Below are 21,708 nucleotides of genomic sequence, written 5' to 3'. Positions count from 1 at the left end.
ATACTCCTACTTACTGTACGACGGTTTCGGAGTCGTCACTCTTTTTTGCGATTTGTACCGCCATGCCTTTTTGAGGGTACTCGGGCAAGGTCAGTACCAACTTATCACTTTGCTCTAAACCTTCGCCCACCAGCAAAAACTCACCTTCTGCTCTCAAAACCGTGACAGTTCTGGGTTGAAGTTGATTATCGCCATTCACTACCCACACGGTACGATTTTTTACTAATTCCTGTGGCAAGCGGTAGATATGCTTAAGTTCCTTACCAGTGAAGCTCACTTCAACGTAGGAGCCGAATTTAATTGGAGGCTGCTGGTTATCGACACCGTATGGGTCCGCGATTTGAATGACCATGTTAATCATTCGGGTAGCGCTATCAATCATGCCTAAATCACGAACTACTCGACCTTCTCTAGTGGTAGAAAACACACCTTGCTGCGTCACTGTCGCAGTGAGTTCACCAATGGATTCGGGTAAAAATGCACTATCAAAACCGGCAATGGGTACGTGCACCTCTGCCACTTCGATGTTGTTTAACGTGGCAACTCGAGAACCAGATGTAACAAATTGACCAACACCAATATCACGCTCAACAACCAGCGCATCGTAAGGTGCAACGACTTTGCAATTTTCTAACTCTCTTTTTGCTCGTTTGAGTGCCGCTTGAGCCGACTTTACTTGCGCTTGTGCGCTCAAAACGTGAGGCTTGCGTAAATACAGATCCGTCACTTGCTTATCGCTCAGTCTCTTTGCCTGACGTTTTGCCACTTCGGCTTTCGCTTGTTCCTCAATCAAGTTTGCGCGTGCACTAGCTAAATCGGCTTCAGCTTGTAAAACCGACGCTTCATAGTTGTCGCTTTCAATTGTGAAAAGAACCTCTCCTCGTTTCACGATGCCACCCGTTACAAAATTCGGGTGCCAACTTATCACTTCACCACTGACTTGCGCGGAAAGGTGTGTTTTTTCAAAAGGGACTAATTCACCGTGACTGGTAATCACCACTTTGTGATCAGTAGGAAAAAGAGAAGAAGCCTGAACAGTAGGTTCTGTAATTGCATCTTTGGTTGACTCTTTTTCCGGCGCAGTTGCGGCAATTGCAGCATATCCTGCATAAGAGCCTCCAACGACGACGAAGGGTAAAAGCCAACGTAATATGGGTTTTGCTAACATCGAAAATCCTTTTTTATTGTTGTTTTCAACACCACACTTTTATTCAGTCCATTGCTCCCGGTAAGCATGGTGATGAGAGAATTGAATTTGAATAAACATCAAAGCGGCGCTTGCCTAGTCTTTTAAGCAGCGAACTAGATAGTTATTGCCAATTCAAAGTTAATAAAATTAACAAAAAATTAACCAACTGCGCAAGTTGCTCTGACTTAACTTTTGTTCTAAACAGCAAATGACATGCCAAGCATTTATTTATTAAAAATCATATGGTTATATAAAAAGCATTATTTTATCCAGTGTGCTATTGGTCATAATCACCAGATATTAGTGATTATGACCAATACGGCCATAATGATAATTAAAATAAATGATTATCTGCGCTCTAAAAGTTGAACTTAGTGCAGGCTCTATGGCAATTCATTGATTAATCGCTCGTTATCAAACGGTTCTGGGTGCATGTGGCGTCAGCTTAAGTCTATAATTTGGAGTAGGTAACACTCTGTAAGACAAGGAAATGTGCTTTGTTACAAACACTCGCCAAGTTGCTCTTCCCCTCGCTGCTCACTATTTTATCGGCATGCTCATCCGTATCGTTGAATAACGCCAGTGAAAAGTCCACCAGCTTTCAGCTCGGTTATCAAAAGGATTCTGTTCTTGCGCAGTACTTTGAAGCTTACGGGAGAGACCCTAAGTCCATAACTGGCTTTGCACCGTTAAATCAGGGACACGATGCCCTTCTTGCTCGAACCTCTTTGATCGAGTCCGCCCAGAAAAGCCTTGATCTTCAATACTATATTTACCGTGGTGACGAAACGAGTCAGCTAATAACGTGGCGCTTGTATGAAGCGGCAAAGCGTGGTGTTCGAGTAAGGCTGTTGCTTGACGATATGCAAAAGCGAAACGACGATGTGATGGCTGCCCTCAATGCACATCCTAATATAGAAATCCGCTTATTTAACCCGCATCAGTATCGCGACTCCCGTTGGTTCGCTCTTGCTAGCGATTTTGAACGTCTTAATCGTCGTATGCACAATAAGTCTCTGATTGCAGACAGTGTTTCCGCCATTGTCGGAGGTAGAAATATCGGCAATGAATACTTCTCTTTTGAATCGCAAGTTGAGTTTGGTGATTTTGATCTTCTGCTCTATGGTGAGGCGGTACAACAAACTGCCGATCAGTTCGACCTCTACTGGAATAGCGCCTATGCGATACCAATGGAATGGATTACACCGAATTCACAGCAAATTACCGACCAAGCGATTCAAAAGCAGGTCAATAAACTCCGGTTAGAGGAAAAGTTTTCAACCGGCCGCTATGACTTCACACAACTGGATATGTACCAAGGTCTAAAACAAGGCAAACTCAAGCTCTACTGGGGAGAAGCGAAAGTATGGTTTGATCTGCCCGATAAAGTCGCAACCCGAGAGAGCCAACTTATTGATAATTTGTCGGAACTGGTTAAAAGTGTTGAGGATTCATTTGTGCTCATTTCTCCTTATTTCGTTCCAACTAAAGTAGGTACTCAAGCATTAAGTAACGCGGCCAAGCGAGGCGTTGATATCACGATTGTGACCAATAGCCTCGCGTCTAACGATGTGTTTGCCGTGCATGGTTGGTACGCAAAATATCGAAAAGATCTACTCGAAGCTGGAATCAAGCTTTGGGAAGTAAAAGCGAGCGCAAAACTCAAAAGTAAGTGGAGCCTCACGGGGAGTAGCAGAGCAAGTTTACACGCTAAAGCAATGACGATTGATAACAAAACACTTTTCGTTGGTTCAATGAACTGGGACCCACGTTCGGCAGCTTTGAATACCGAAATGGCCGTTGTTATCGAACAGCCAGAATATGTGCAAATGTTTCTAGAACAACTGCCGAATCAACTGTCGAGTAACGCCTACGCCTTAACTCTGCGCGACGGGGACATTGTCTGGATCGACGTAAAAACAGGCGAAGAATACGACTCCGAACCAGAAGCAGGAGTATGGCGAAAAATGGGCGCTTGGTTCTCCGGAATATTACCGATTGAAGATCAGCTATAACAGCTGCCAATACTGCAAACCTCCCCAGTCAAGCAAAACAAAATGGACGCTAGTTTTGGGCAGGGGACACAACCAACATAAGGAAGTTCAATGCCAGCGCAATGGAATGAATACTATCAGAAGATTTTAAGCCAACCTCACCGCCCAAACGTGGAAAATGCCCTGAACCTACTTAAGATAGAAGGCAAAGTCGCTCTCGATATTGGCTGCGGAATAGGTCGAGACAGCCACTTTCTCCTCGAACAGGGATTTAAGGTTCACGCATGTGATAGCAATGAAGATGCAGTAAAAACTTGTTTAACACGCTTTGAAGGTAATAAACGATTTTCGGTTTCGCAGTGCTGTTTTACTGAATTTAATTACCCTAAGTGCAGCTTGGTTATCGCAAATGCCAGTTTGTTCTTTTGCCCTGACACAGGCTTCAAACAAGTCTGGACAAAAATAGACAGCGCATTACAACCGGGCGGTATCTTCTGCGGCGATTTCTTGGGAGTGAAAGACTCCTGGGTTACCTCCGAAATGCACCCAAACATTACCGCATTAACAAAAAAGGAAGTGGAAAGCTTATTCGAAGGTTACGACCTTATTTCATTGCATGAAAGAGATGAAGACGGGACCACTGTAGTCGGAAGCCAAAAACATTGGCACATGTTTAGTGTGACCGCTCGAAAGCGCTAAAAATGGTCTCTCAGTAAAGAAAGCAGCACTTCAAATCAGTGCTGCTATCAGAGATTAATTGACGGGATACACCACTTCAAAACGCTCTAAAACCAGCGTACGTTTCTCATGCCAATCGATGTTCAACTCATCGCATTCAGCTTTAAAAAATGCAGTATGTGCATCACGCCACCAGTTTAAGGTTCTATCACCTTCGCCTTCTGCGAAGGCAAACTCTGCGGTTACATCCTCATATTTGCATGTACTTACGTCAGTAATTCGTATCACGCAAACCGGGTCCCCATCCCAATTCGTCACTACTTGTAAATGACCGACTTGGGGCATGATTTCACCATGCTCTCGATACCAAAGCTCCAAACTGCACGATGCAGTTTTCTGTCCAATACGAACCAAATCTGCGCATACATTCGCGTTGTATTCATCGGCACAATAATAGTCAGCACTGACTGATGGTACAGCTTCCCTTTGTTCTGGTGATAATAATTCTAGGAATTGTTCTAAGTAATCCTTAGCTCGCGCGTCCATGCTCACTCCATTAATCATAAATTCGCAAGGAGGATAAAAGATATCACAACAAATAACCACCAGGAACAAACTGAAAAACAACAAGAATATGACTTCTACGTAGACGACTGTTATTTCTTTTGTAATAACTTTGCTAAACGTTTGTGCTATTTGCTATTGTTGCATGGTCTATCTGTACTCTTCTCGTGAAAGGACGTTATATGCGCTTATTTATTGGTATTTTTTTCTCGCTGATACTTGCCTTGCCAACAATGGCATCGGAGGAAAAGTATTCAGAATCGGATCTGTTAGATAGACCATTAATGGAACGCTATATTTTAGATGAACTAAAAGCGCTGCGTCAGGACTATCAAAGCCTAGAAAAGCGAATGATCACAGAGATCACCGATCGCGAGCTAACGGTCGCAGATAAATCGTTGAACTATGCCAACGTGACCGTTACATACTTCTTCTACATCATTGCTGGTGTCGCATCGCTGATTGCCTTTGTCGGATGGCAATCTCTGCGTGAGTTTAAACACAACACCAAAGAGATGGCTGATAAACGATTGGAGAAGATCGCCCAAGAATACGAGAAAAAGTTTGTCGCCCTTGAGCGAGATTTAAAACGCAAAACTCGCATTATCAGTGAAAACAACAAAGAAATTGAGAAAATCAACGAGATCCATAACTTATGGCTACGTGCACAAAGCTCTCAAACTCCAGAGCAACGTATCGAAATCTATGATGAAATCTTGTTAATTCGTCCAGGTGATTTAGAAGCGTTGACGTACAAAGCCGACGCAGCGATGGAAATCAACGAATACCATTGGGCACTTAGCATTTGTAACCGCGTACTTGAAGTCGATTACACCAACGGCCCTGCACTGTATCAACGCGCGTGTGCATACTCTCGCCTTGGTATCGAAGAGCAAGCTATTGAAGACTTGGAACGCGCAATTGAATACAGCCCATCCATTCGTGATTTACTTGCCGAAGAACGAGACCTCGAATTGCTGCACGGTAATGAGCGTTTTGAAAAGCTCTTACATCTAGCAAGCGAATAATGGAATAAACAGCATGAGCAGCCACTTTAATCTAGAAGACGCTAGCCAAGTATTGGTTGGCGCTTTTGCCCTAGCAGTCCCGATCTCATTTTCGGAGGAAGCGTGGCGATTGGGTGAGAGCCTACCAATGGCAAACTTGCTCATGCTGTTAAGTCTTTCTGTCATTTTCCTCAGTTTTTTCGCGTATCAAAGCGTGTTTCAAAGCCACATCAAGAATCGCGTATCCATCTTTATTTTTCGTGTGGTTATCGCGTACCTCATTGCGGCCGTTGTGGTAGCGTTAGTTCTTTTCTGTCTTGATAAGCTGCCACTCATGAATGAGCCTTTGGTTGCGATAAAGCGCGTTATCGTCATCACAATGCCTGCTTCGATGGGCGCGATCGTAGTCGACAGTTTCGACAAAGAATAGAGATAATCGCTACTCTTCTTCTAACGTTAAGTTCGACCCCGAGTGGTCTTTCCCTAATACATCTTCTGGGTTTCGCAGTGCGCAGGTTTCTAACGACAAGCACCCGCAGCCAATGCATCCTCCTAAATCGTTTTGCAACGCTTTAAGTTTTTGAATCTTTTGTTCTAACTGTTCATGCCAATGGCTTGCCATTTCTTCCCATTGCGCTTTGTTAGGGGCTTGGTGTTTCGGCAGTTCATCTAACGCATGTTTAATTTCTTCTAACGACAACCCAACTTGCTGCGCTGCTTTGATCACCGCAACACGGCGCAACACACTGCGATGGTAGCGACGCTGATTACCTTGATTTCTCCAGCTCGAAATCAGTCCTTTTTGCTCGTAAAAATGTAGGGCAGATACTTTCACTCCAGAACGTTTTGCCACTTCTCCTACGCTGATTTCCATCCTTGACTCCCTGTATATCAATTTTGTTAAAAAAACGCTTTACCTCAAGTTTACTTGAGGTTTTAAAGTTGCACCATCTTAATTAACGCTAAACCCCGGCGATCTCAAGATAATGTGTTCAGCGCGAACGACTTGGTTGTTAACCACAAGACAGTTGGACATCAACCTTTTGAAATCCATCGGGAGTTAGAGGCAAACATAATGAAAAATAAAACTCAGCCGTACTTAGCTGGCCGCTTCTTCGACAGTATCTCCTCTGGCTTATTCATGATGGCGCTGCCATGGGTCATGCTTTCCGAACCTAACATGGGCACTTTCGTAGCTTTAGTTTCTCTGATCTGCACCGCGATTTCTTTTCTAGCAACGCCTTTCTTTTCCACTTTAATTGACCGACATTCACGCAAAGTACTACTCGTGCTCAATCAATGGTTTCAATCGGGTATGGCTTTGGTGGTGTTCATTGCTTATTGGTTAGGGTTTGAGTCACACTGGTTGCTGGCTTTTGCGCAATTGGTGTATTGGGTTTCGAGTAATTTTGCATGGACGACCAACAATGCCTTCACCCAAGAAAATTATCAGCACCATGAGTATGCGAAAATTTCGGGTCAGCAAGAAATTGTAATGCAATCCACGACCCTCGGAGCTGGCGCGTTGGGTATTGTTTTGCTTGAAGTGTGGGGCATGAAAGAGTTTGCTTTGTTTGCGGCCAGCGCCTCTGCGTTAGCAGCGATGTTCTATATTCTGACGCCTTATACTCAACAATTAAGGGCATCAAAATCCGTTGCTTTCATCGCGCAACTCAAAGAGAGCAAACAAATATTCCGTCTCGAACCCCGATTTTATGGCTTTATTCTGCTCTCTTGCCTCTCTTATCCTGCATTGACGTATTTGAGCAAACTGGTGCCGATTTGGTTTTCTGAACAAGGCATCTCTGGCGATTGGTTTGCAGGGTTCAACATCAGTTTTGGCCTCGGCTCGTTGCTAACCGGCTTTATTGTCACCAAAGTGCTAAACCGTGCCTCCCATAGCCACATTATGTTCGCTTCGATGGTTATGGTCTCTTTTGCGCTTATCGGGATGAGTTTTACGATGAGCCCGCAGATCATCTTGTTGTTTACGGCGCTGTTTGGCGTATTTAACGCGCTAAATCGCATTGCGAGAGTCAACTGGATGCATCACACCGTAGCGGTTCATCAACGAGGTCGCGTCGATGGCGGCATCAGCATGTTTGCCACCACCATTCAATCTCTCAGTTACGTCCTGATTGCAATATTGAGTCATTACGAACTAACACAATACGGTTTTGCAATCGCAGCTGCTGTCATGGTGTTAGCAGTGATTTTGATGGGATTACTCAGTCGAGACGTCGAGCCGTTTAACGACCTGCCCCTTCATGCAGCAGCAAAGTGAAGCATAGAAATTGAGAAGTTGAGAAATTGAAAAAGCGAGATAGGAAGGCAACCAACATCGTCTTCCTATTTTTACGCCAGCACTTTTGCCTCTATCGCTTATCAGCAAGGTTGGGTATTCTGAGGTGACCAACATGAGCAGAGGGAAATCGCAGTGAACTTAAGGCAATTAGAAGTCTTTTACGCCATTATGCAAGCAGGAACGGTGTCAGGCGCGGCTCGCTTACTGCACGTTTCCCAACCTAATGTCACTCGAGTTCTCGCCCATACAGAACAACAACTGAGCTTCGCTTTATTTGAGCGTGTAAAGGGCCGTCTCGTTCCAACTCAAGAAGCCAAAGCCTTATTGCCAGAGGCTGAAAAAGTCTATCAACAACTCGGACAATTTCGCTCTCTGACCAACAAAGTCAAACAGGGAACTCAACATTTACGAGTCGGTGCTCCGCCTGTTTTGGCCGCACACTTGTTAGCGCCGACTGTCGCGTTGCTGTCGAAAGAGCACGGCATCTCCTTTGAGCTCTCAACGGCTAATCGCGATGAGCTGTGCTCAGGTTTACTGAAACATGAACTGGATGTCGCCATTGCGTTCGGTGAAGAAACGCCACCAGCGATCATGGGACACATGTTATTAAAAGAAAACTTGGCGCTAATTGCCCCTAAAAGCGCAGCGATACCCACAGAAAAAACCGTCACTTTAGAAGAACTCATCAGTCACGATTTACCCATTATCGGTTTAGATAGCCGAGACCCTCTGGGCTTGCTGTTACATCAAACCTTGTCAGCGCGTGACGAGCATTATCAACATGCCATTACCGTCCGCAGCTACTCCGCGGCGGCTGAACTGGTGAAAAACGAAGCAGGATTCGCGATTGTAGACCCTTGGACTGCAAAACAATATCGCCAAGATAATGCCGTTTCCGTGCATGCTTTGGAGCCAAATATGTCCTTCTCCGTCTCTATTTTATTCGCAGAGCACACACCTCAATCCATTGCGACAAAGCAATTTATCACCGCCCTAAAACAACAGATGGGTTAAAGGTATAACCTGAAGTTATACCTGCCTAACAAATAAGCATTCGGTTTCCTAAATCAGTCTGGCTACATTAATGAGCAATAACGATGACGAAGGGAACCATCATGCAAATTGCTCAACCTTACCTACTCTTTCTTGGCGATGTAACCGATCCACTCGCAGCAAAAACCGCGCGTGGCATATACCAATGGCGACCTGAGATTTGTCTTGGCCAAATCCGCCTGACGCCAGAAACCGTATCGCTTGGTTTAACCGACATGACACTACAACAAGCGCAGCAGCAAGGAGCAAAAACGCTGGTGCTCGGCACGGCAAATCCAGGAGGCGTCATTCCCGAAGCTTGGCAAGCAACCTTACTTGAAGCGGCAGAGATGGGATTTGAAATTGCATCGGGCATGCACCAACGTTTGGCGGAACTTTCTCCTCTTGCCGATCTAGAACAACGCGGATTAACCAAACTGTATGATGTTCGCCATTATGATGCCCCGCTCAAGGTCGGCAATGGCAAAGCTCGCGCAGGCAAGCGAGTACTTACTGTAGGAACAGATTGCTCCGTTGGCAAAATGTACTCTGCCCTCGCCATTGAGCACACATTAAAGCGTAAAAACTGTCGCGCAGAGTTCAAAGCAACGGGTCAAACTGGAATTCTCATCGCAGGCAGTGGCATTTCAATTGATGCCGTAGTTGCCGATTTTATCTCCGGCGCAGTAGAAACGATCAGCCCTGAGTTCACCGATCACGATTGGGACATCATCGAAGGGCAAGGTTCGTTATTTAACCCTTCGTTTGCTGGCGTAAGTTTGGGCTTACTTCACGGCGCACAAGCTGACGCTCTGATACTGTGCCATGAGATTGGTCGCCCGCACATCCGCAACTTACCACATGCGAGCTTGCCAACCATTGAACAAACGATAGAAGCGAATCTGGCCGCTGCTCGCCTAACAAATCCAAACGCTCAATTAGTGGGTATTTGCTTAAACACTTCGGCGCTCAGCGAAGAAGATGCTGCCCAGTTATGCCAGGATTGGAGCGACAAATACCAAGTGCCCGTCACCGACCCTGTACGTTTTGGCGTTGATGCGGTTGCAGATAGGCTCCTTACGATTTAAGAAACATTTACGGTTTAGAAAATAACTGCGGTTTAGGGAAAACTAGTGAGATGAAAATTCATGTAGAACCTGTCACGATTGCCATGGCGACACCATTTCGCATCTCTCGCGGCAGTCGGACAGAGTGCCACGTAGTCCGAGTGACAATTGAACATCGAGGCATGACCGCCCAAGGTGAATGCACGCCATACCCTCGTTATGGTGAATCGGTTGAATCGGTGATTAAGGCGATTTCTCACGCCGCACATGAACTGCAAAGTTTGTATGCCAAAGGCGAAGCTGATGTCATGGTTCTCAAAAGCCAGCTTCAATCGTTATTGCCCGCGGGGGCGGCAAGAAATGCATTGGATTGCGCCCTTTGGCATCTTCACGCGCTTTTGAGCCACAAGCAGCAGGTTAACGACCTCTTTGCGTTACCAGAGGCGATTGTGACGGCGATGACGGTTTCTATCGACACGCCGCAAGCGATGGCCAAACAGGCGCAAGCTTACGTTAGTCAAGGCGCAAAACTGCTAAAGGTAAAACTGGATGGTGAACACGTACTTGATCGCGTTGCAGCAGTACGCGATGCTGCGCCGCACGCGCAAATTGTTTTAGATGCGAATGAAGCATGGCAAGGCCTCGACCTCGCGACGGTATTTGCTCAACTCGAACCGCTAGACATCACCATGATCGAACAACCGTTGCCACAAGACTGCGATGACGTACTCGCCAGCATTCCGCACCCCATTCCACTTTGCGCCGATGAAAGTTGTCACACCAGAGAGCAATTGCATCAGTTGGTTGGCAAATATGAAATGGTGAATATTAAGCTAGATAAAACTGGCGGGCTCACTGAAGCACTATTATTAGCCGACGACGCCCAAAAACTCGGTTTTAGCCTCATGTCCGGTTGTATGTTGGGGACGTCGCTGGCGATGCGAGCCGCGTTACCTATTGCAGCTCAGGCAAGCGTTGTCGATCTTGATGGCCCGGTGCTGCTCGGACAAGATGTAACGCCAAGCTTGGTTTATTGCGACGGCGAAATCGTTCTTTCCAAATAGCCTAAACAATCCAGAGGTTTTGCTCCAAAAGTCAGAACCTCTGAGTTTATGATCTCGATTAAAAGACAATCAGCCCCATCATGAAATAAGTCACATAAATTATATGGTTATTGAGGCATGCTAAGATTCCAGTAGTCCAAGAAGGTGGTCTTATGCATCGAGTCATCCGGAAAATGACGTGGAAAACGAATAGGCGGTAATCCCGCCCTACTCCAATGCAGTGCGTGGGTTTCTATAACAACCCACTTCCTAGCAATTCGTAGGTTTTTCACGCCATCTTGCAAGGAGGCTCTATGCCTATCAACAAAATACGCAATATCGCTTTTGTCGGCCAAACCGGGACCGGTAAAACCACGCTGATAGAAAAACTGCTCTTCACCTGCGATGCCACGCACCATTTAGGCAGCGTAGAAAAAGGCGATACCGTTACCGACTTCGACCCTCAATCCATCCAATATCAACACAGTATTGAAGCAACGCCAGTCGCACTGCGCTGGAATAAACACCGGCTCAATATCATCGACACTCCGGGACAAAACGAGTTACTTGGCCGTACTATCAGCGTTTTTCCTGCCGTTGAAACATCTGCCCTTGTCATCGACCCTCAAACCCCACTAAACCAAACTTCCGATCGCTTATTCACCTTTGCTAAAGAGCAGCAAAAATGTCAGATGATCATCATCAATAAGCTCGATAACCACGGTAATCAGTTAGAAAGATTGATGGAGAACATCGTTGAGCATTTTGGTGACCACTGCTTGCCGATCAACTTACCTTCGGCTGACGGGGAATCTGTAGTTGACTGCTATTTCGAACCAGAATTGGGACGAGAAACCTTACTTGCAACGGTAGATGAAGCTCATGAGACCTTAATTGACCAAGTCATCGAAGTCGATGAAGAACTGATGGAACTGTATCTGGAACAAGGCTCCGAACTCACCGCAGAGCAACTGCATGATCCGTTTGAAGAAGCACTGAGAACTGGACATGTGATTCCGGTCTGTTTTGTCTCAGCACAAACCGGCGCGGGCGTCGAGTTGCTGCTGCGCACCTTGGCGGAGATCATGCCCATGCCAAACGAGGGTAACCCTCCTCTACTGGAAAAGAACGGCAAAAAAATCAAAGTAAATTGCGAAACCTTAGAGCACACCGTCGCACACGTGTACAAAGTCAGCGTCGACCCATATATGGGAAAACTTGCCTACTTACGTGTGTATCAGGGTGAAATCAATGCGGGCAGCCTGCTTTATATTGGCGAAAGCAACAAGGCATTTAAAGTTGGGCACTTATATCAACTGCAGGGCAAAGATAGAACCGAGATCCCTCGCGCGCTTGCAGGCGACTTCTGCGTTTTAGCCAAAGTGGATGATCTCGAATTCGATTCAATCGTTCATGACTCTCACGAAGAAGATGGAGTTCAACTCAAAACGTTGGACCTTCCTGACTCCATGTATTCTTTGTGCTTGAAGCCTCTTAAGCGTGGAGATGAGCAAAAATTAGGAGATGTGCTGAATAAAATTGCCAGTGAAGACCCTTCTCTGCGCATCGAACATCGCGCTCGCACCAACGAAACCATCATCAGCGGCCAAGGGGAGTTTCACCTCAAAGTCGCATTAGAAAAGATGGCGAACGTGTACAAACTGGACGTCGAAACCTGCCAACCAAGCGTCGAATACTTTGAAACCATCACCAAACCTGCCGAAGGGCATTATCGACACAAAAAACAAAGTGGCGGTGCAGGCCAGTTTGGTGAAGTGCAATTGAAGGTTCGTCCACTCGAACGTGGTGCCGGATTTAAGTTCATCAACAAAGTAGTGGGTGGCGCCATTCCAACCGCGCTCATTCCTGCTGTTGAAAAAGGTATTTTGCAAGCGTTAGAGGAAGGCGCGATTTCTGGCAACCCAATTAAGGATGTGGAAGTCACCGTTTATGACGGTAAATATCACTCCGTCGATTCGAAAGAAATTGCGTTTGTCATCGCAGGTAAGAAAGCCTTTTTAGATGCGATTAACAACGCAGATCCTATTGTGCTAGAACCCATTGTCCAGATGGAACTGCACATCCCAACCGCGAACGTTGGCGATGTTTCTGGAGATTTATCTGGAAACCGAGGCTTAATCGAAGGCACCGAGCCAATCGACAGCAGCTTCACCTTACTCAGAGCCAAGTCACCTGTAAACGAGCTGCAAGATTACGCTCGTCGATTACGCTCTATCACTGGTGGTGAAGGCAGCTTTAGTATGACCTTAAGCCATTACGAGCCTGCGCCACCAGCAGTGCAAAAACAGGTCTGCCAAGGCAGTACACAACAAGGTTAATTCCCTAAGATTCAAATCAATCACATAAACAAAAAAGCGCCCTCATTTTGAGGGCGCTTTTAGGTAAAAGAAAAATTATTTATCGAGAGACAAACCTATCTGACTGATTTTGCTTTCAAACTCTTCGATGCTGTTCGCTTTGTAAGTCGGAGCACCGTTAAAGTAGCGCGGTTTCTCTGGCAGCATCGCATTTTTCAGCTCTTGTTCTTGATCGATATTGTCATGGTAAACCGTTACACGATTTGGAATATCCTGCTTCATTACAGCCATTTTGGTTCTCCTTTATTAAGACGAATAGTAAGCGTAGAACGAATTTATCGGAGTACAGGCGTAACTGTGTAAAATTTAGACACCAACGACAAAATCATATTTAAACAGTTGCATTTAATATTTTTGAGGCACTTTGTCGTGGCTATTGGCAAACGTGAGTGCAGCGATTAAGGTGAGCTCTCTCTACATGAAGACAGGAAGTCCGGTGTCGCAGCAAGAACTCAACCAAATGGGCAGTGCCAAAGTTTTTCTCATCGAAAAAGATGGCGTCCAAGTAATAGAAAAACGTAACCCTACTCAAATAGAAGTCGCGTTTTATCAACGCTATGCCGAACAGTTTAACGCGCTTGGAATACACGTACCGCGCTTGATTCAATTCGACGACCAGAAAAACGTTCTGCACATTGAATACGTTCCCCACGCAGTCGAGCAAGCATTCTTACTTGAAGATGATCGAGTCATTGAACAACTCGTCAAACTGCACCAACTTCCACCAACATCAGATGGTGTTTATCACCGCCACCAGTGGACACCACAAGCGACTCAACAAGCACTCGCTACACTTGAACTGGGCTCAGAGACAGAGCAGTTCTTCCACAACCTCCAACAACGATCGGCGCATCTTTTCGATGGACAGAACTTGATCTCCGGAGACTCGAATGCTGGAAACTGGGGACAGCGCGAAAATGGCGAGCTGGTGCTGTTCGACTGGGAACGCTTTTCTACAGGGCATGTCGCGATAGATTTAGCGCCGCTCATCGAGGGCATGGGCACATTTGATGATTACTTGAACGTAGCAGGCAAGTATATAGAGTGCGCAGAGAAAGGTGAAACAACAGAATTGGCGCGCGATATCGGACTAGCAAAAGCGTGGATCGTTGTCGAGGTAGTCAACATACTGGTCTCCAGAGAGAATCCGCAGACCAGCAAATATTTGGACTGGTTTCGGCAAACCTTGCCGCAATGGGCCAAAAGCCTTAGCGCTCAGGTGATGAGTTAGGCTCTGAGATTTGATATAAACGCCTTTCAGGTTCTGCGCATGAGGTTTCACAATTGCACACCTTGTCAACGCCGACATTATTCAAACCACCACAACTCCCTTGAATGCGCTTGTTGTGAAAAATGACGCCAAGTGACATCAACAAAATGATTGCGAGAAAACCAAGAAAGGTAAATAACCAAACCATATTAACCTGCCTTATTAGCCATCGACTCTAGCTTAAGTATAGCAGGGCTAGATGTTGCTTTGAGTAGCGCTTTAGGTCTTGCCAACAAGGAGGGTTTTGATTTTGGGCCACCACAGGAGCCGCAGCCACCTTTTTGTTTGTGAACACTTTTCTTATGATTGTTTGATGGGCGTCCTTGAGAGGGCTCAATCAAAGGCTCTCTTGGAACCGCAAGCACATCTTCCAAGGAACTACGAGTAGACAGCCTAAATACTGGCGTACCACTGCTAAGTAGCTTTGCCAATACACGTTCACCGATATTTCGCACAAGAACAGCATCCACATTGTACCCTTGTAGAGACTGAATCAACTGAGACTTCGCATTACAACCAGCTTGTGGCATAGAAGCAATGTTCGCTAGGTTTTTAAGCATTCCGTCAGTATCAGAATAAATAGCGATGTATGGTGCTTTTACAAAGTGGTTTGCCACCCGCTCACCATCATTAGGAATAGCATAAATCATAAGTTTGACTCCTCATTCGGAAAAACTAATGCATGACCTTCAACTAAACTTTTTGCGACTTTCAATCTTGCACTTTTTACTGTGTTACCAAAAGTTTGTCTGGAAACGCCCATCTGCTCCGCAGCTTGCTGCTGGCTAAGCCCCTCTAAGTCGGCTAAACGTAGCGCTTCTAACTCTTCTGGTAATATGGCGACTTGCTCCAACTGATTAAATGGAATGCCATTGGGCTTAAAGCAATGGTGAGCCGCACGTCCGCATATTCGTCTTTCTATCTTTGGTCTTGCCATCATTGTCCCTCAAAAACACAGAGTCAAATTACGCCTTAAACTGGCATATGCCAATAACATTTTTAGCATATGCCAATAAACTAAGTTTGCAAAAATCAACACGACAAATACGTAATACATCAACATTAATTAGACATCTAATAATTTAGGAATTTTGATGACAAACGAACAAAAAGATCAATTCTAATTAACCGGATAATAAAAACGTTAGTTTGCGCAGATTTTTCATACAAATACACGCTAATGTGTTCATTTTATTGAAGAAGAAAAACTATAATCCAAGCAAATCATTAGTTTGAACACTAATGATTGTTTTATTTAAAAGGATGTATACCTAAGGAACGAAAAAGAGAAGTTTGACAACATTGGTCTGAGCTTAAAGGGTAATACGTTCGATACAGAACCTGTCGAACGACCATTACTTGGCCTAGGTGCCCTACTCTTCTTGCCAAATTAAGTTTCTTGAAAGCGCTTAGGTATATCAGAAAAAGGAAGTACATATGTCTGACTCAAATTGGCTCAGCGAATTCCCGGAAATGGATGCCTCTGATCTCAGGGCGATTCGCAAAACACTCGACGGCGCCTACAGAGATTTCTCTCGCGAGTATGGTGAACTCATTGAGTCTCTGTTTGATCCGCTCCTTTCGTTTCTTGTCTGGTTTGAAAAACTTCTGATTTCTACACCTTGGTTCATTATTTTAGGTGTCTGCACCACTCTCGTTTATGCCGCCAGCCGCTCTTGGAAACTGGCCGCTGCATGTTTTGGTTCGCTGATTCTGATTGGCTATTTTGGAATGTGGGAAGACACTATGCGTACGCTCAGTATCATCACTGTATGTACTATGCTTGCCATCGCACTTGGTATCCCTATCGGCATCGCTATGGCGCGCTCTAATCGCATTCAGTCGGTGGTAACACCATTACTCGACGTCATGCAGACCATGCCGGCATTTGTGTATCTCATTCCAGTTGTGATGTTATTGGGCATTGGGAAAATTCCTGGCCTTATCGCAGTAGTGATCTACGCGATTCCACCGGTTATTCGTTTAACCAATTTGGGCATTCGTCTAGTTGATAAAGAAGTATTGGAAGCCGCAACCGCATTTGGTGCCAGCACTCGGCAACGGCTTTTTGGGGTTCAGCTTCCGCTTGCAATGCCAACCATCATGGCGGGAATTAACCAAACGATCATGATGGCACTGTCAATGGTGGTCATCGCATCAATGATTGGGGTAAAAGGTTTAGGTCAGCCTGTTCTAAAGTCTATTACCAATCAATATTTCACTCTTGGTCTTCTCAATGGTTTAGCCATTGTCGCCCTAGCAATCCTTTTTGACCGCGCTTCACAAGCGTATGCGAAACGCACTCAAGCTCATTTAGGAGACTCAAAACATGACTAGTCCACTTATCGAAATCAGCGGTCTGTATAAAATCTTCGGCCCCAAACCCAATAGCGTGATTGAGCGCGTTAAGTTGGGACATAGTAAAGAGCAGGTTTTAGCGGAAACGGGCCACACGGTCGGACTAAAAGACATCAACCTGCAAATTCAAAAGGGTGAAATTTTTGTCATTATGGGATTATCCGGTTCTGGAAAATCCACCATGATTCGCCACTTCAACCGATTAATCGATCCAACCATGGGGCAGATTTTGGTAGAAGGGGTGGATGTCATGCAACTTTCTAACAAAGAGCTTGAACAGTTTCGCCGTCACAAGATGTCTATGGTGTTCCAACGCTTTGGCTTGCTGCCTCATCGCACTGTTATCGACAACATCGCATATGGTTTAGAAGTTCAGGGAATAAATAAAGAGGCGCGCTTAGAAAAAGCAAATGAATGGTTAGAAACCGTTGGACTGACGGGTTATGAGCACCAGTATCCTGCTCAACTATCGGGTGGACAGCAACAGCGTGTGGGCCTTGCACGGGCACTGGCTACCGACGCCGAAATACTGTTGATGGACGAGGCTTTCTCAGCATTGGACCCTCTGATTCGGAGCGAAATGCAAGATCAGTTGGTAGAGCTGCAACAGAAGCTGCACAAAACCATTATTTTCATTACTCATGATTTAGATGAAGCGCTTCGACTTGGCGATCGCATCGCGATACTTAAAGACGGTGAACTTGTCCAACAAGGTTCACCGGACGAAATCTTACTGCATCCTGCCGATGAGTACGTTGAAGCCTTTGTAAAAGACGTCAATAGAGCGCGAGCACTGACGGTCGAAACGCTGATGCAGCCACCTTCGTACTGTGTTCGCGCTGAAACCATTGAAGATGCGCTGAGTGAAATGAAACGTGTTAAACGTGATTATGCCTACCATGAGACCAATGCAGGCTATCAAGGCGTGATAACACAGCAAGGATTGCTAAACGCAGCGAAGTTAACTCATATATCAGATTGGCGTGATGATATCTATGAAGAGGTGCCTATCATCTCTCCACATTTAGCCATTGAGCAAGTGCTGACTGAAGTCATGTCGTGTGAATATTCACTGCCCGTCATCGATAAGCACGGCAATTTGAAAGGCGAATTAAATCGTCAGGTTATTGCGGAGCTGTTTTCTGATCAACGAAGCACAAAACGAGGCACTTCACGCTCAAGCTTCAATAACGTTTCTTAGATGATGTTGATAATACAACTCACAATAATGTGGGCTGTTATCAATTAACTCGCTCCCACTCCCCTTTTTAGATATTTGTCTGTGGGCTCAAGCTTGATACCCAAAGCAACATTTACATTGTTCTGATTTTCCTGACAATTTCATGCTCATATCCGGTTTTATTGACATAGTTAGATCATTCTATTGCTTTTTGATGACGCAAATCCTCGATAAATGTCTACTATTACTCTCATACAAAATCTTGATTTAAAGAGGGATAAAATGAAAAAGACAATGTTGGCACTAACAGGCGCGGTAATCATTCTTGCAGGCTGTCAAGATGAGAAACCTGCCGAAACAAGCGCAGTTGAAGTACCTCAGGCAACGGAAACTGAAGTCACCACCAGTGCAGACGTTACGACTGAGACAATTGACACGTTACCAGTAGAAGAAGAACAGGTAATTACTGAAGAGACATTTGTAGACTCTGAACACAACGCACAAAGTGCTCTGGACTGGAACGGCACCTACAAAGGAACACTACCTTGCGCGGATTGTGCTGGTATCGATATGACAATCACACTAAATCAAGATGGCACTTACGTACTTGAAGAAAGCTACCAAGACAAAGAAGACGGTCAATCAAAATCTGAAGGTCAATTCACTTGGGACGCAAATGGCAGCATCGTAACGTTGACAAATGAAGATGCACCAAACCAATACTTTGTTGGTGAAAACGTACTTATGAAGCTAGACATGAATGGCGAAAAAGTAACGGGTGACCTAGCACCACTATACAACTTAACGAAACAGTAAGAAGTTAGTATCAATACCTGATAAATACCTCAAATCCGAGCCACCCCAGCTCGGATTTTTCGTTATTTTAACGAAAGCTATTCCAGCAACCTTTCTATTCTGAAGCAACATTCTGCTTCTTACCCTGATTGTTCATTACATTTCCATACGCTTTGCCGATAGATGCTTACAACATCATTTTGTACAGTGTTCAAAACAAAACAGAACAACTCGGAAAAATGATGAAAAAAACATTAATTGCACTACTTACTTTGACAGCTGCTGGCTCAGCTTTCGCTGGCGATACTTACATTCGTAACGGTAACATCTACAACAACGAAGGCGGTTGGAACGTAGAAGCTGGTGTGGCTCAAGGCAGCGATCTTTTCAAAGATCAAAAGCATAATACAGCACCAATTCTCAACGGTGGTTACCATGGTGACGACTTTAATGCCGACCTAAGTGGCATTAACTACCGCTTCTTCGGTAACACCAATGAGTTAATCAACATGAGTGCCTACCTTGTAGGTAGCGGTGTAATGCGCGACGGTGATACAGCGAAAAGCCTAAAAGGCACAGATAAACGCCGTTTCGCCGTCGATCTAGGTTTAAACGCAGACTTTACACTGGATCAAAACAACGTCATTTCTACGTACCTTCAGCACGATATCAGTGGTGCTTACAAAGGTTACTTAGCGGGCGCGACTTACTTCCACATTATGAAATTCGGTAGTGTTGATTTTGTTCCTTTTGCTAACCTAACTTATCAAAGTGAAGACTACGTAGATTATTACTTTGGTGTAAAACAACGCGAAGCAAACGCAAACCGCAAAGCATACAAAGGTGATTCAACGGTAAGCTATGGTGTGGGCTACAAACTTGTTATGCCAATCAACGACAACTGGCAAGTAAGCCAAATGACACAATACACGCGCCTAGGCAGCGGTATCAGCGACTCTTCTATCGTTGATAGCGCAAACCAATGGGTTGTTGGCGCAAGTGTGTCGTACAACTTCTAATCCGATACGCCCTTATAAAGCCATCATTTCGATGGCTTTATGCGTTGGACATTTGCATAATCTTGAACACCGACTCTAGTGTGAATGAGCAATCCATAACCTATGTAAATCGCTATAGCCTGTATTCTTCACCTGCACACCTCGCACTTGCTGTGTTTTTGTCACTTCTTCGTAGCCAACAAACAAAGGCAAATATAGGTACTGATCGCGCAGCGCTTTCTCTAGGTTTAATAAAGACTGTAGCGAGTGATCATCTGCCATCGCCCTGCGAACCTTTTCTCTATGGCTTAACATCTGGCTTTGATCAAAACTAAAACGCAGTCCAGTTGCTATCGACAGCCATTCGAAGATGCCATATTCAAATGGTGCTTCCATGACTTCCTCAATGAAGAGCAAATCTGCTTGGTGAGACACTACCTCAGGAAAACTAATGTCATCAATAACAATGATCTCTAACTCTAATCCCGTTGCACGAATCACACTGTGCAACCATTCGGAATGACGAATTAAACTCGGAATCGTCCAGACAGGTTCAGCTAATACCACTTTACCTTTCAGTTTAGGTATCACAACACCATCTGTTATTGATAAATCTTGCTCGTGAGTCTCTAACTGAATGCTGTCAACGGCACTTGGCGCATCATAAATTTGCTTTTGCACATGGATGTAATCAGCGAGTTGATACCAAGTCTCTTTTGTGAGTTGGGATTCCACGCGTTCGCGGTAGGTCAGATATGAAAATGCGCTAATTTTTTCCACTTCAACGTGATCGGAGCTTTGGTTAAAGCTCAACATATTTAAGGTTTTAACATCACCATGAGACAGCGTTATTTGATCTAACAATGCGCGTGCTGAAAAATACTCTTTGTGCGCTTCAAGAGTCATACTCTCCTGGTTCCAGCCGCTGATTTTAAATGGCCCAGTCCCTATGTGGTAGGAATAACTAGAACCGAAAGAGACGACATCTCGACACAGAATAGACGCATGAGGAGTTGCTAGCATGTATGGAAACAACTTGTTCGGATACTTCAATATGATTTTTAAGCAGTTAGATGTTTCTGCAACCACGCTATCAATGCATTGCCAGAGCTCGTGAACTGGTCCTTTTATCTCCCTAAGTCTTTCTATACTCCAAACCACATCCTGTATGTTAAGGGGCTCGCCATCATGGCGATATATGCCTGGCCGCAACCATAACGTCATTACCTTGCCTTCCATTTTCCATTCGTGTGCTAACGATGGCTCGATACCACCATTGGAATTTTGGGTCAGCAATACGTCATAAACGCTTTTCGCGACGTGTAATTCAGTGTGACGGTAAGTATTCGCAGGGTCGATTTTGGATACCCAAGGGTAAGAAGAAATCAAAATAGCGTTATTTGATTCATTCAATCGATTCACTTTTTCAGATGCGATAGTTAGTGCTCTAACCGCGGTTTGACCGAACCAATCAATAAGTTTCGTTATTGAGTTCATTCTTCCTCTGCCAAGCTCCTCAACCAAAAACTCGGTCATCGCTTGTTGGAGGGAAATATTAATACTGAGACGGCTAGCGTTACTTCGGCCAATCGCAGGTTGCCAATCGACCCAATCGTAAGTGGCAAGCTTTTTCATCACAATAGAAACATTGCGCCTCGACGTGCAAACCACCGCTTCTAGCTCAGAAAGCGTAACAAGGTGATACTGGTGAGGTTCAAAGTGCTTTAACAGTAGATCCAGATACCTAAGATTGACATCGTTCACAAAGATTCCTAAGAGTTATTCCAAAGCAAAAAAATAGCACAGGACGCTTAGCAACTAAACTTCCTGTGCTATATCTAAACAAATTC

The 21,708-nt window shown here is 45.0% G+C and carries 22 protein-coding genes; 14 read left to right on the top strand and 8 right to left on the bottom strand.

Translation table 11 applies throughout. The annotated features are described in order from the left end of the window. Positions 1-10 precede the first annotated feature (10 nt). Positions 11-1,168, bottom strand: coding sequence for an efflux RND transporter periplasmic adaptor subunit (locus tag UQW94_RS07050; protein ID WP_025767993.1), 1,158 nt, complete (start codon positions 1,166-1,168; stop codon positions 11-13). A 518-nt stretch (positions 1,169-1,686) separates the two neighbouring features. Here UQW94_RS07050 and UQW94_RS07045 point away from each other — a divergent pair. After that, on the top strand, positions 1,687-3,204 hold the full coding sequence (locus tag UQW94_RS07045; RefSeq protein WP_322142134.1) for a phospholipase D family protein: 1,518 nt from the start codon (positions 1,687-1,689) through the stop codon (positions 3,202-3,204). 90 nt (positions 3,205-3,294) lie between these two features. Then, positions 3,295-3,882, top strand: coding sequence for a class I SAM-dependent methyltransferase (locus UQW94_RS07040; protein WP_262645163.1), 588 nt, complete (start codon positions 3,295-3,297; stop codon positions 3,880-3,882). A 54-nt stretch (positions 3,883-3,936) separates the two neighbouring features. On the opposite strand, the gene UQW94_RS07035 is transcribed toward UQW94_RS07040, so the two are convergent. Further along, the gene (locus UQW94_RS07035) at positions 3,937-4,407 is read right to left on the bottom strand and encodes an ASCH domain-containing protein (protein WP_017635141.1); all 471 of its coding nucleotides are present in this window, start codon (positions 4,405-4,407) and stop codon (positions 3,937-3,939) included. 200 nt (positions 4,408-4,607) lie between these two features. On the opposite strand from UQW94_RS07035, the gene UQW94_RS07030 reads away from it, so the two are divergent. Together UQW94_RS07030 and UQW94_RS07025 are read left to right on the top strand one after the other, a co-directional pair. Continuing rightward, positions 4,608-5,453 (top strand): tetratricopeptide repeat protein, encoded by an 846-nt coding sequence (locus UQW94_RS07030; protein ID WP_005373890.1) that lies wholly within the window; start codon positions 4,608-4,610, stop codon positions 5,451-5,453. A 13-nt stretch (positions 5,454-5,466) separates the two neighbouring features. Next, complete coding sequence (locus UQW94_RS07025) at positions 5,467-5,862, top strand: DUF2391 family protein (RefSeq protein ID WP_005373896.1); 396 nt, start codon at positions 5,467-5,469, stop codon at positions 5,860-5,862. A gap of 9 nt (positions 5,863-5,871) precedes the next feature. On the opposite strand, the gene soxR is transcribed toward UQW94_RS07025, so the two are convergent. Continuing rightward, positions 5,872-6,306: a redox-sensitive transcriptional activator SoxR gene (gene soxR, locus UQW94_RS07020; protein ID WP_005373898.1), complete on the bottom strand. Its 435-nt coding sequence runs from the start codon at positions 6,304-6,306 to the stop codon at positions 5,872-5,874. Between the two features lie 201 nt (positions 6,307-6,507). Here soxR and UQW94_RS07015 point away from each other — a divergent pair, with 201 nt between their 5' ends. The 5 genes from UQW94_RS07015 (at position 6,508) to fusA (ending at position 13,218) form a co-directional block, all read left to right on the top strand. After that, a complete protein-coding gene (locus tag UQW94_RS07015) occupies positions 6,508-7,716 on the top strand; it encodes an MFS transporter (RefSeq protein WP_225473846.1) in 1,209 nt (402 codons plus the stop codon). Between the two features lie 153 nt (positions 7,717-7,869). Beyond that, positions 7,870-8,751, top strand: coding sequence for a LysR family transcriptional regulator (locus UQW94_RS07010; protein WP_005373905.1), 882 nt, complete (start codon positions 7,870-7,872; stop codon positions 8,749-8,751). A 101-nt stretch (positions 8,752-8,852) separates the two neighbouring features. Further along, a complete protein-coding gene (dgcN, locus tag UQW94_RS07005) occupies positions 8,853-9,857 on the top strand; it encodes an N-acetyltransferase DgcN (RefSeq protein WP_005373907.1) in 1,005 nt (334 codons plus the stop codon). A gap of 50 nt (positions 9,858-9,907) precedes the next feature. After that, positions 9,908-10,900, top strand: coding sequence for an N-acetyl-D-Glu racemase DgcA (dgcA, locus tag UQW94_RS07000; RefSeq protein WP_225473844.1), 993 nt, complete (start codon positions 9,908-9,910; stop codon positions 10,898-10,900). A 293-nt stretch (positions 10,901-11,193) separates the two neighbouring features. Beyond that, positions 11,194-13,218: an elongation factor G gene (fusA, locus tag UQW94_RS06995; protein WP_047102779.1), complete on the top strand. Its 2,025-nt coding sequence runs from the start codon at positions 11,194-11,196 to the stop codon at positions 13,216-13,218. Between the two features lie 75 nt (positions 13,219-13,293). Here the strand turns inward: fusA and UQW94_RS06990 are convergent, their stop codons facing one another. Continuing rightward, positions 13,294-13,488 (bottom strand): hypothetical protein, encoded by a 195-nt coding sequence (locus UQW94_RS06990; protein ID WP_005373920.1) that lies wholly within the window; start codon positions 13,486-13,488, stop codon positions 13,294-13,296. Between the two features lie 187 nt (positions 13,489-13,675). Here UQW94_RS06990 and UQW94_RS06985 point away from each other — a divergent pair, with 187 nt between their 5' ends. After that, positions 13,676-14,488 (top strand): aminoglycoside phosphotransferase family protein, encoded by an 813-nt coding sequence (locus tag UQW94_RS06985; RefSeq protein WP_213867563.1) that lies wholly within the window; start codon positions 13,676-13,678, stop codon positions 14,486-14,488. Here the strand turns inward: UQW94_RS06985 and nqrM are convergent. From nqrM to UQW94_RS06970, 3 genes are read right to left on the bottom strand one after another with little or no spacing between them, the layout of a single operon-like run. Continuing rightward, complete coding sequence (nqrM, locus tag UQW94_RS06980; protein ID WP_017635136.1) at positions 14,466-14,675, bottom strand: (Na+)-NQR maturation NqrM; 210 nt, start codon at positions 14,673-14,675, stop codon at positions 14,466-14,468. The genes UQW94_RS06985 and nqrM overlap by 23 nt on opposite strands. 1 nt (position 14,676) lies before the next feature. Further along, complete coding sequence (locus tag UQW94_RS06975) at positions 14,677-15,177, bottom strand: NifB/NifX family molybdenum-iron cluster-binding protein (protein ID WP_025577643.1); 501 nt, start codon at positions 15,175-15,177, stop codon at positions 14,677-14,679. Then, positions 15,174-15,464, bottom strand: coding sequence for a DUF134 domain-containing protein (locus UQW94_RS06970; protein WP_005373924.1), 291 nt, complete (start codon positions 15,462-15,464; stop codon positions 15,174-15,176). The genes UQW94_RS06975 and UQW94_RS06970 overlap by 4 nt, the downstream gene beginning before the upstream one ends. A 500-nt stretch (positions 15,465-15,964) precedes the next feature. On the opposite strand from UQW94_RS06970, the gene UQW94_RS06965 reads away from it, so the two are divergent. From UQW94_RS06965 to ompV, 4 genes are all read left to right on the top strand, one after another. Then, positions 15,965-16,864, top strand: coding sequence for an ABC transporter permease (locus tag UQW94_RS06965; RefSeq protein ID WP_064354518.1), 900 nt, complete (start codon positions 15,965-15,967; stop codon positions 16,862-16,864). Beyond that, a complete protein-coding gene (locus UQW94_RS06960; RefSeq protein WP_322142133.1) occupies positions 16,857-18,086 on the top strand; it encodes a glycine betaine/L-proline ABC transporter ATP-binding protein in 1,230 nt (409 codons plus the stop codon). Before UQW94_RS06965 ends, UQW94_RS06960 begins: the two co-directional genes overlap by 8 nt. A 261-nt stretch (positions 18,087-18,347) precedes the next feature. Further along, positions 18,348-18,881: a copper resistance protein NlpE gene (locus UQW94_RS06955; protein WP_005373930.1), complete on the top strand. Its 534-nt coding sequence runs from the start codon at positions 18,348-18,350 to the stop codon at positions 18,879-18,881. A 221-nt stretch (positions 18,882-19,102) separates the two neighbouring features. Continuing rightward, positions 19,103-19,879, top strand: a complete 777-nt coding sequence (gene ompV, locus UQW94_RS06950; RefSeq protein WP_017635134.1) for an outer membrane protein OmpV — start codon at positions 19,103-19,105, stop codon at positions 19,877-19,879. 75 nt (positions 19,880-19,954) lie between these two features. Here the strand turns inward: ompV and UQW94_RS06945 are convergent, their stop codons facing one another. Further along, complete coding sequence (locus UQW94_RS06945) at positions 19,955-21,622, bottom strand: ABC transporter substrate-binding protein (protein WP_225491676.1); 1,668 nt, start codon at positions 21,620-21,622, stop codon at positions 19,955-19,957. Positions 21,623-21,708: the final 86 nt, after the last annotated feature.

This window comes from Vibrio sp. PBL-C16 (assembly GCF_034321865.1).
Classification (GTDB): Bacteria; Pseudomonadota; Gammaproteobacteria; order Enterobacterales; family Vibrionaceae; genus Vibrio; species Vibrio alginolyticus.
This window is presented reverse-complemented; position numbering and strand designations above follow the sequence as displayed.

Excerpts from the sequence above, each read along its gene's own strand:
- UQW94_RS07050 (WP_025767993.1), bottom strand. The coding sequence starts at position 1,168 with ATGTTAGCAAAACCCATATTACGTTGGCTTTTACCCTTCGTCGTCGTT.
- UQW94_RS07040 (WP_262645163.1), top strand. The coding sequence starts at position 3,295 with ATGCCAGCGCAATGGAATGAATACTATCAGAAGATTTTAAGCCAACCT.
- UQW94_RS07035 (WP_017635141.1), bottom strand. The coding sequence starts at position 4,407 with ATGGACGCGCGAGCTAAGGATTACTTAGAACAATTCCTAGAATTATTA.
- UQW94_RS07030 (WP_005373890.1), top strand. The coding sequence starts at position 4,608 with ATGCGCTTATTTATTGGTATTTTTTTCTCGCTGATACTTGCCTTGCCA.
- UQW94_RS07025 (WP_005373896.1), top strand. The coding sequence starts at position 5,467 with ATGAGCAGCCACTTTAATCTAGAAGACGCTAGCCAAGTATTGGTTGGC.
- soxR (WP_005373898.1), bottom strand. The coding sequence starts at position 6,306 with ATGGAAATCAGCGTAGGAGAAGTGGCAAAACGTTCTGGAGTGAAAGTA.
- UQW94_RS07015 (WP_225473846.1), top strand. The coding sequence starts at position 6,508 with ATGAAAAATAAAACTCAGCCGTACTTAGCTGGCCGCTTCTTCGACAGT.
- dgcN (WP_005373907.1), top strand. The coding sequence starts at position 8,853 with ATGCAAATTGCTCAACCTTACCTACTCTTTCTTGGCGATGTAACCGAT.
- dgcA (WP_225473844.1), top strand. The coding sequence starts at position 9,908 with ATGAAAATTCATGTAGAACCTGTCACGATTGCCATGGCGACACCATTT.
- fusA (WP_047102779.1), top strand. The coding sequence starts at position 11,194 with ATGCCTATCAACAAAATACGCAATATCGCTTTTGTCGGCCAAACCGGG.
- UQW94_RS06990 (WP_005373920.1), bottom strand. The coding sequence starts at position 13,488 with ATGGCTGTAATGAAGCAGGATATTCCAAATCGTGTAACGGTTTACCAT.
- UQW94_RS06985 (WP_213867563.1), top strand. The coding sequence starts at position 13,676 with ATGAAGACAGGAAGTCCGGTGTCGCAGCAAGAACTCAACCAAATGGGC.
- nqrM (WP_017635136.1), bottom strand. The coding sequence starts at position 14,675 with ATGGTTTGGTTATTTACCTTTCTTGGTTTTCTCGCAATCATTTTGTTG.
- UQW94_RS06975 (WP_025577643.1), bottom strand. The coding sequence starts at position 15,177 with ATGATTTATGCTATTCCTAATGATGGTGAGCGGGTGGCAAACCACTTT.
- UQW94_RS06970 (WP_005373924.1), bottom strand. The coding sequence starts at position 15,464 with ATGGCAAGACCAAAGATAGAAAGACGAATATGCGGACGTGCGGCTCAC.
- UQW94_RS06965 (WP_064354518.1), top strand. The coding sequence starts at position 15,965 with ATGTCTGACTCAAATTGGCTCAGCGAATTCCCGGAAATGGATGCCTCT.
- UQW94_RS06960 (WP_322142133.1), top strand. The coding sequence starts at position 16,857 with ATGACTAGTCCACTTATCGAAATCAGCGGTCTGTATAAAATCTTCGGC.
- UQW94_RS06955 (WP_005373930.1), top strand. The coding sequence starts at position 18,348 with ATGAAAAAGACAATGTTGGCACTAACAGGCGCGGTAATCATTCTTGCA.
- ompV (WP_017635134.1), top strand. The coding sequence starts at position 19,103 with ATGAAAAAAACATTAATTGCACTACTTACTTTGACAGCTGCTGGCTCA.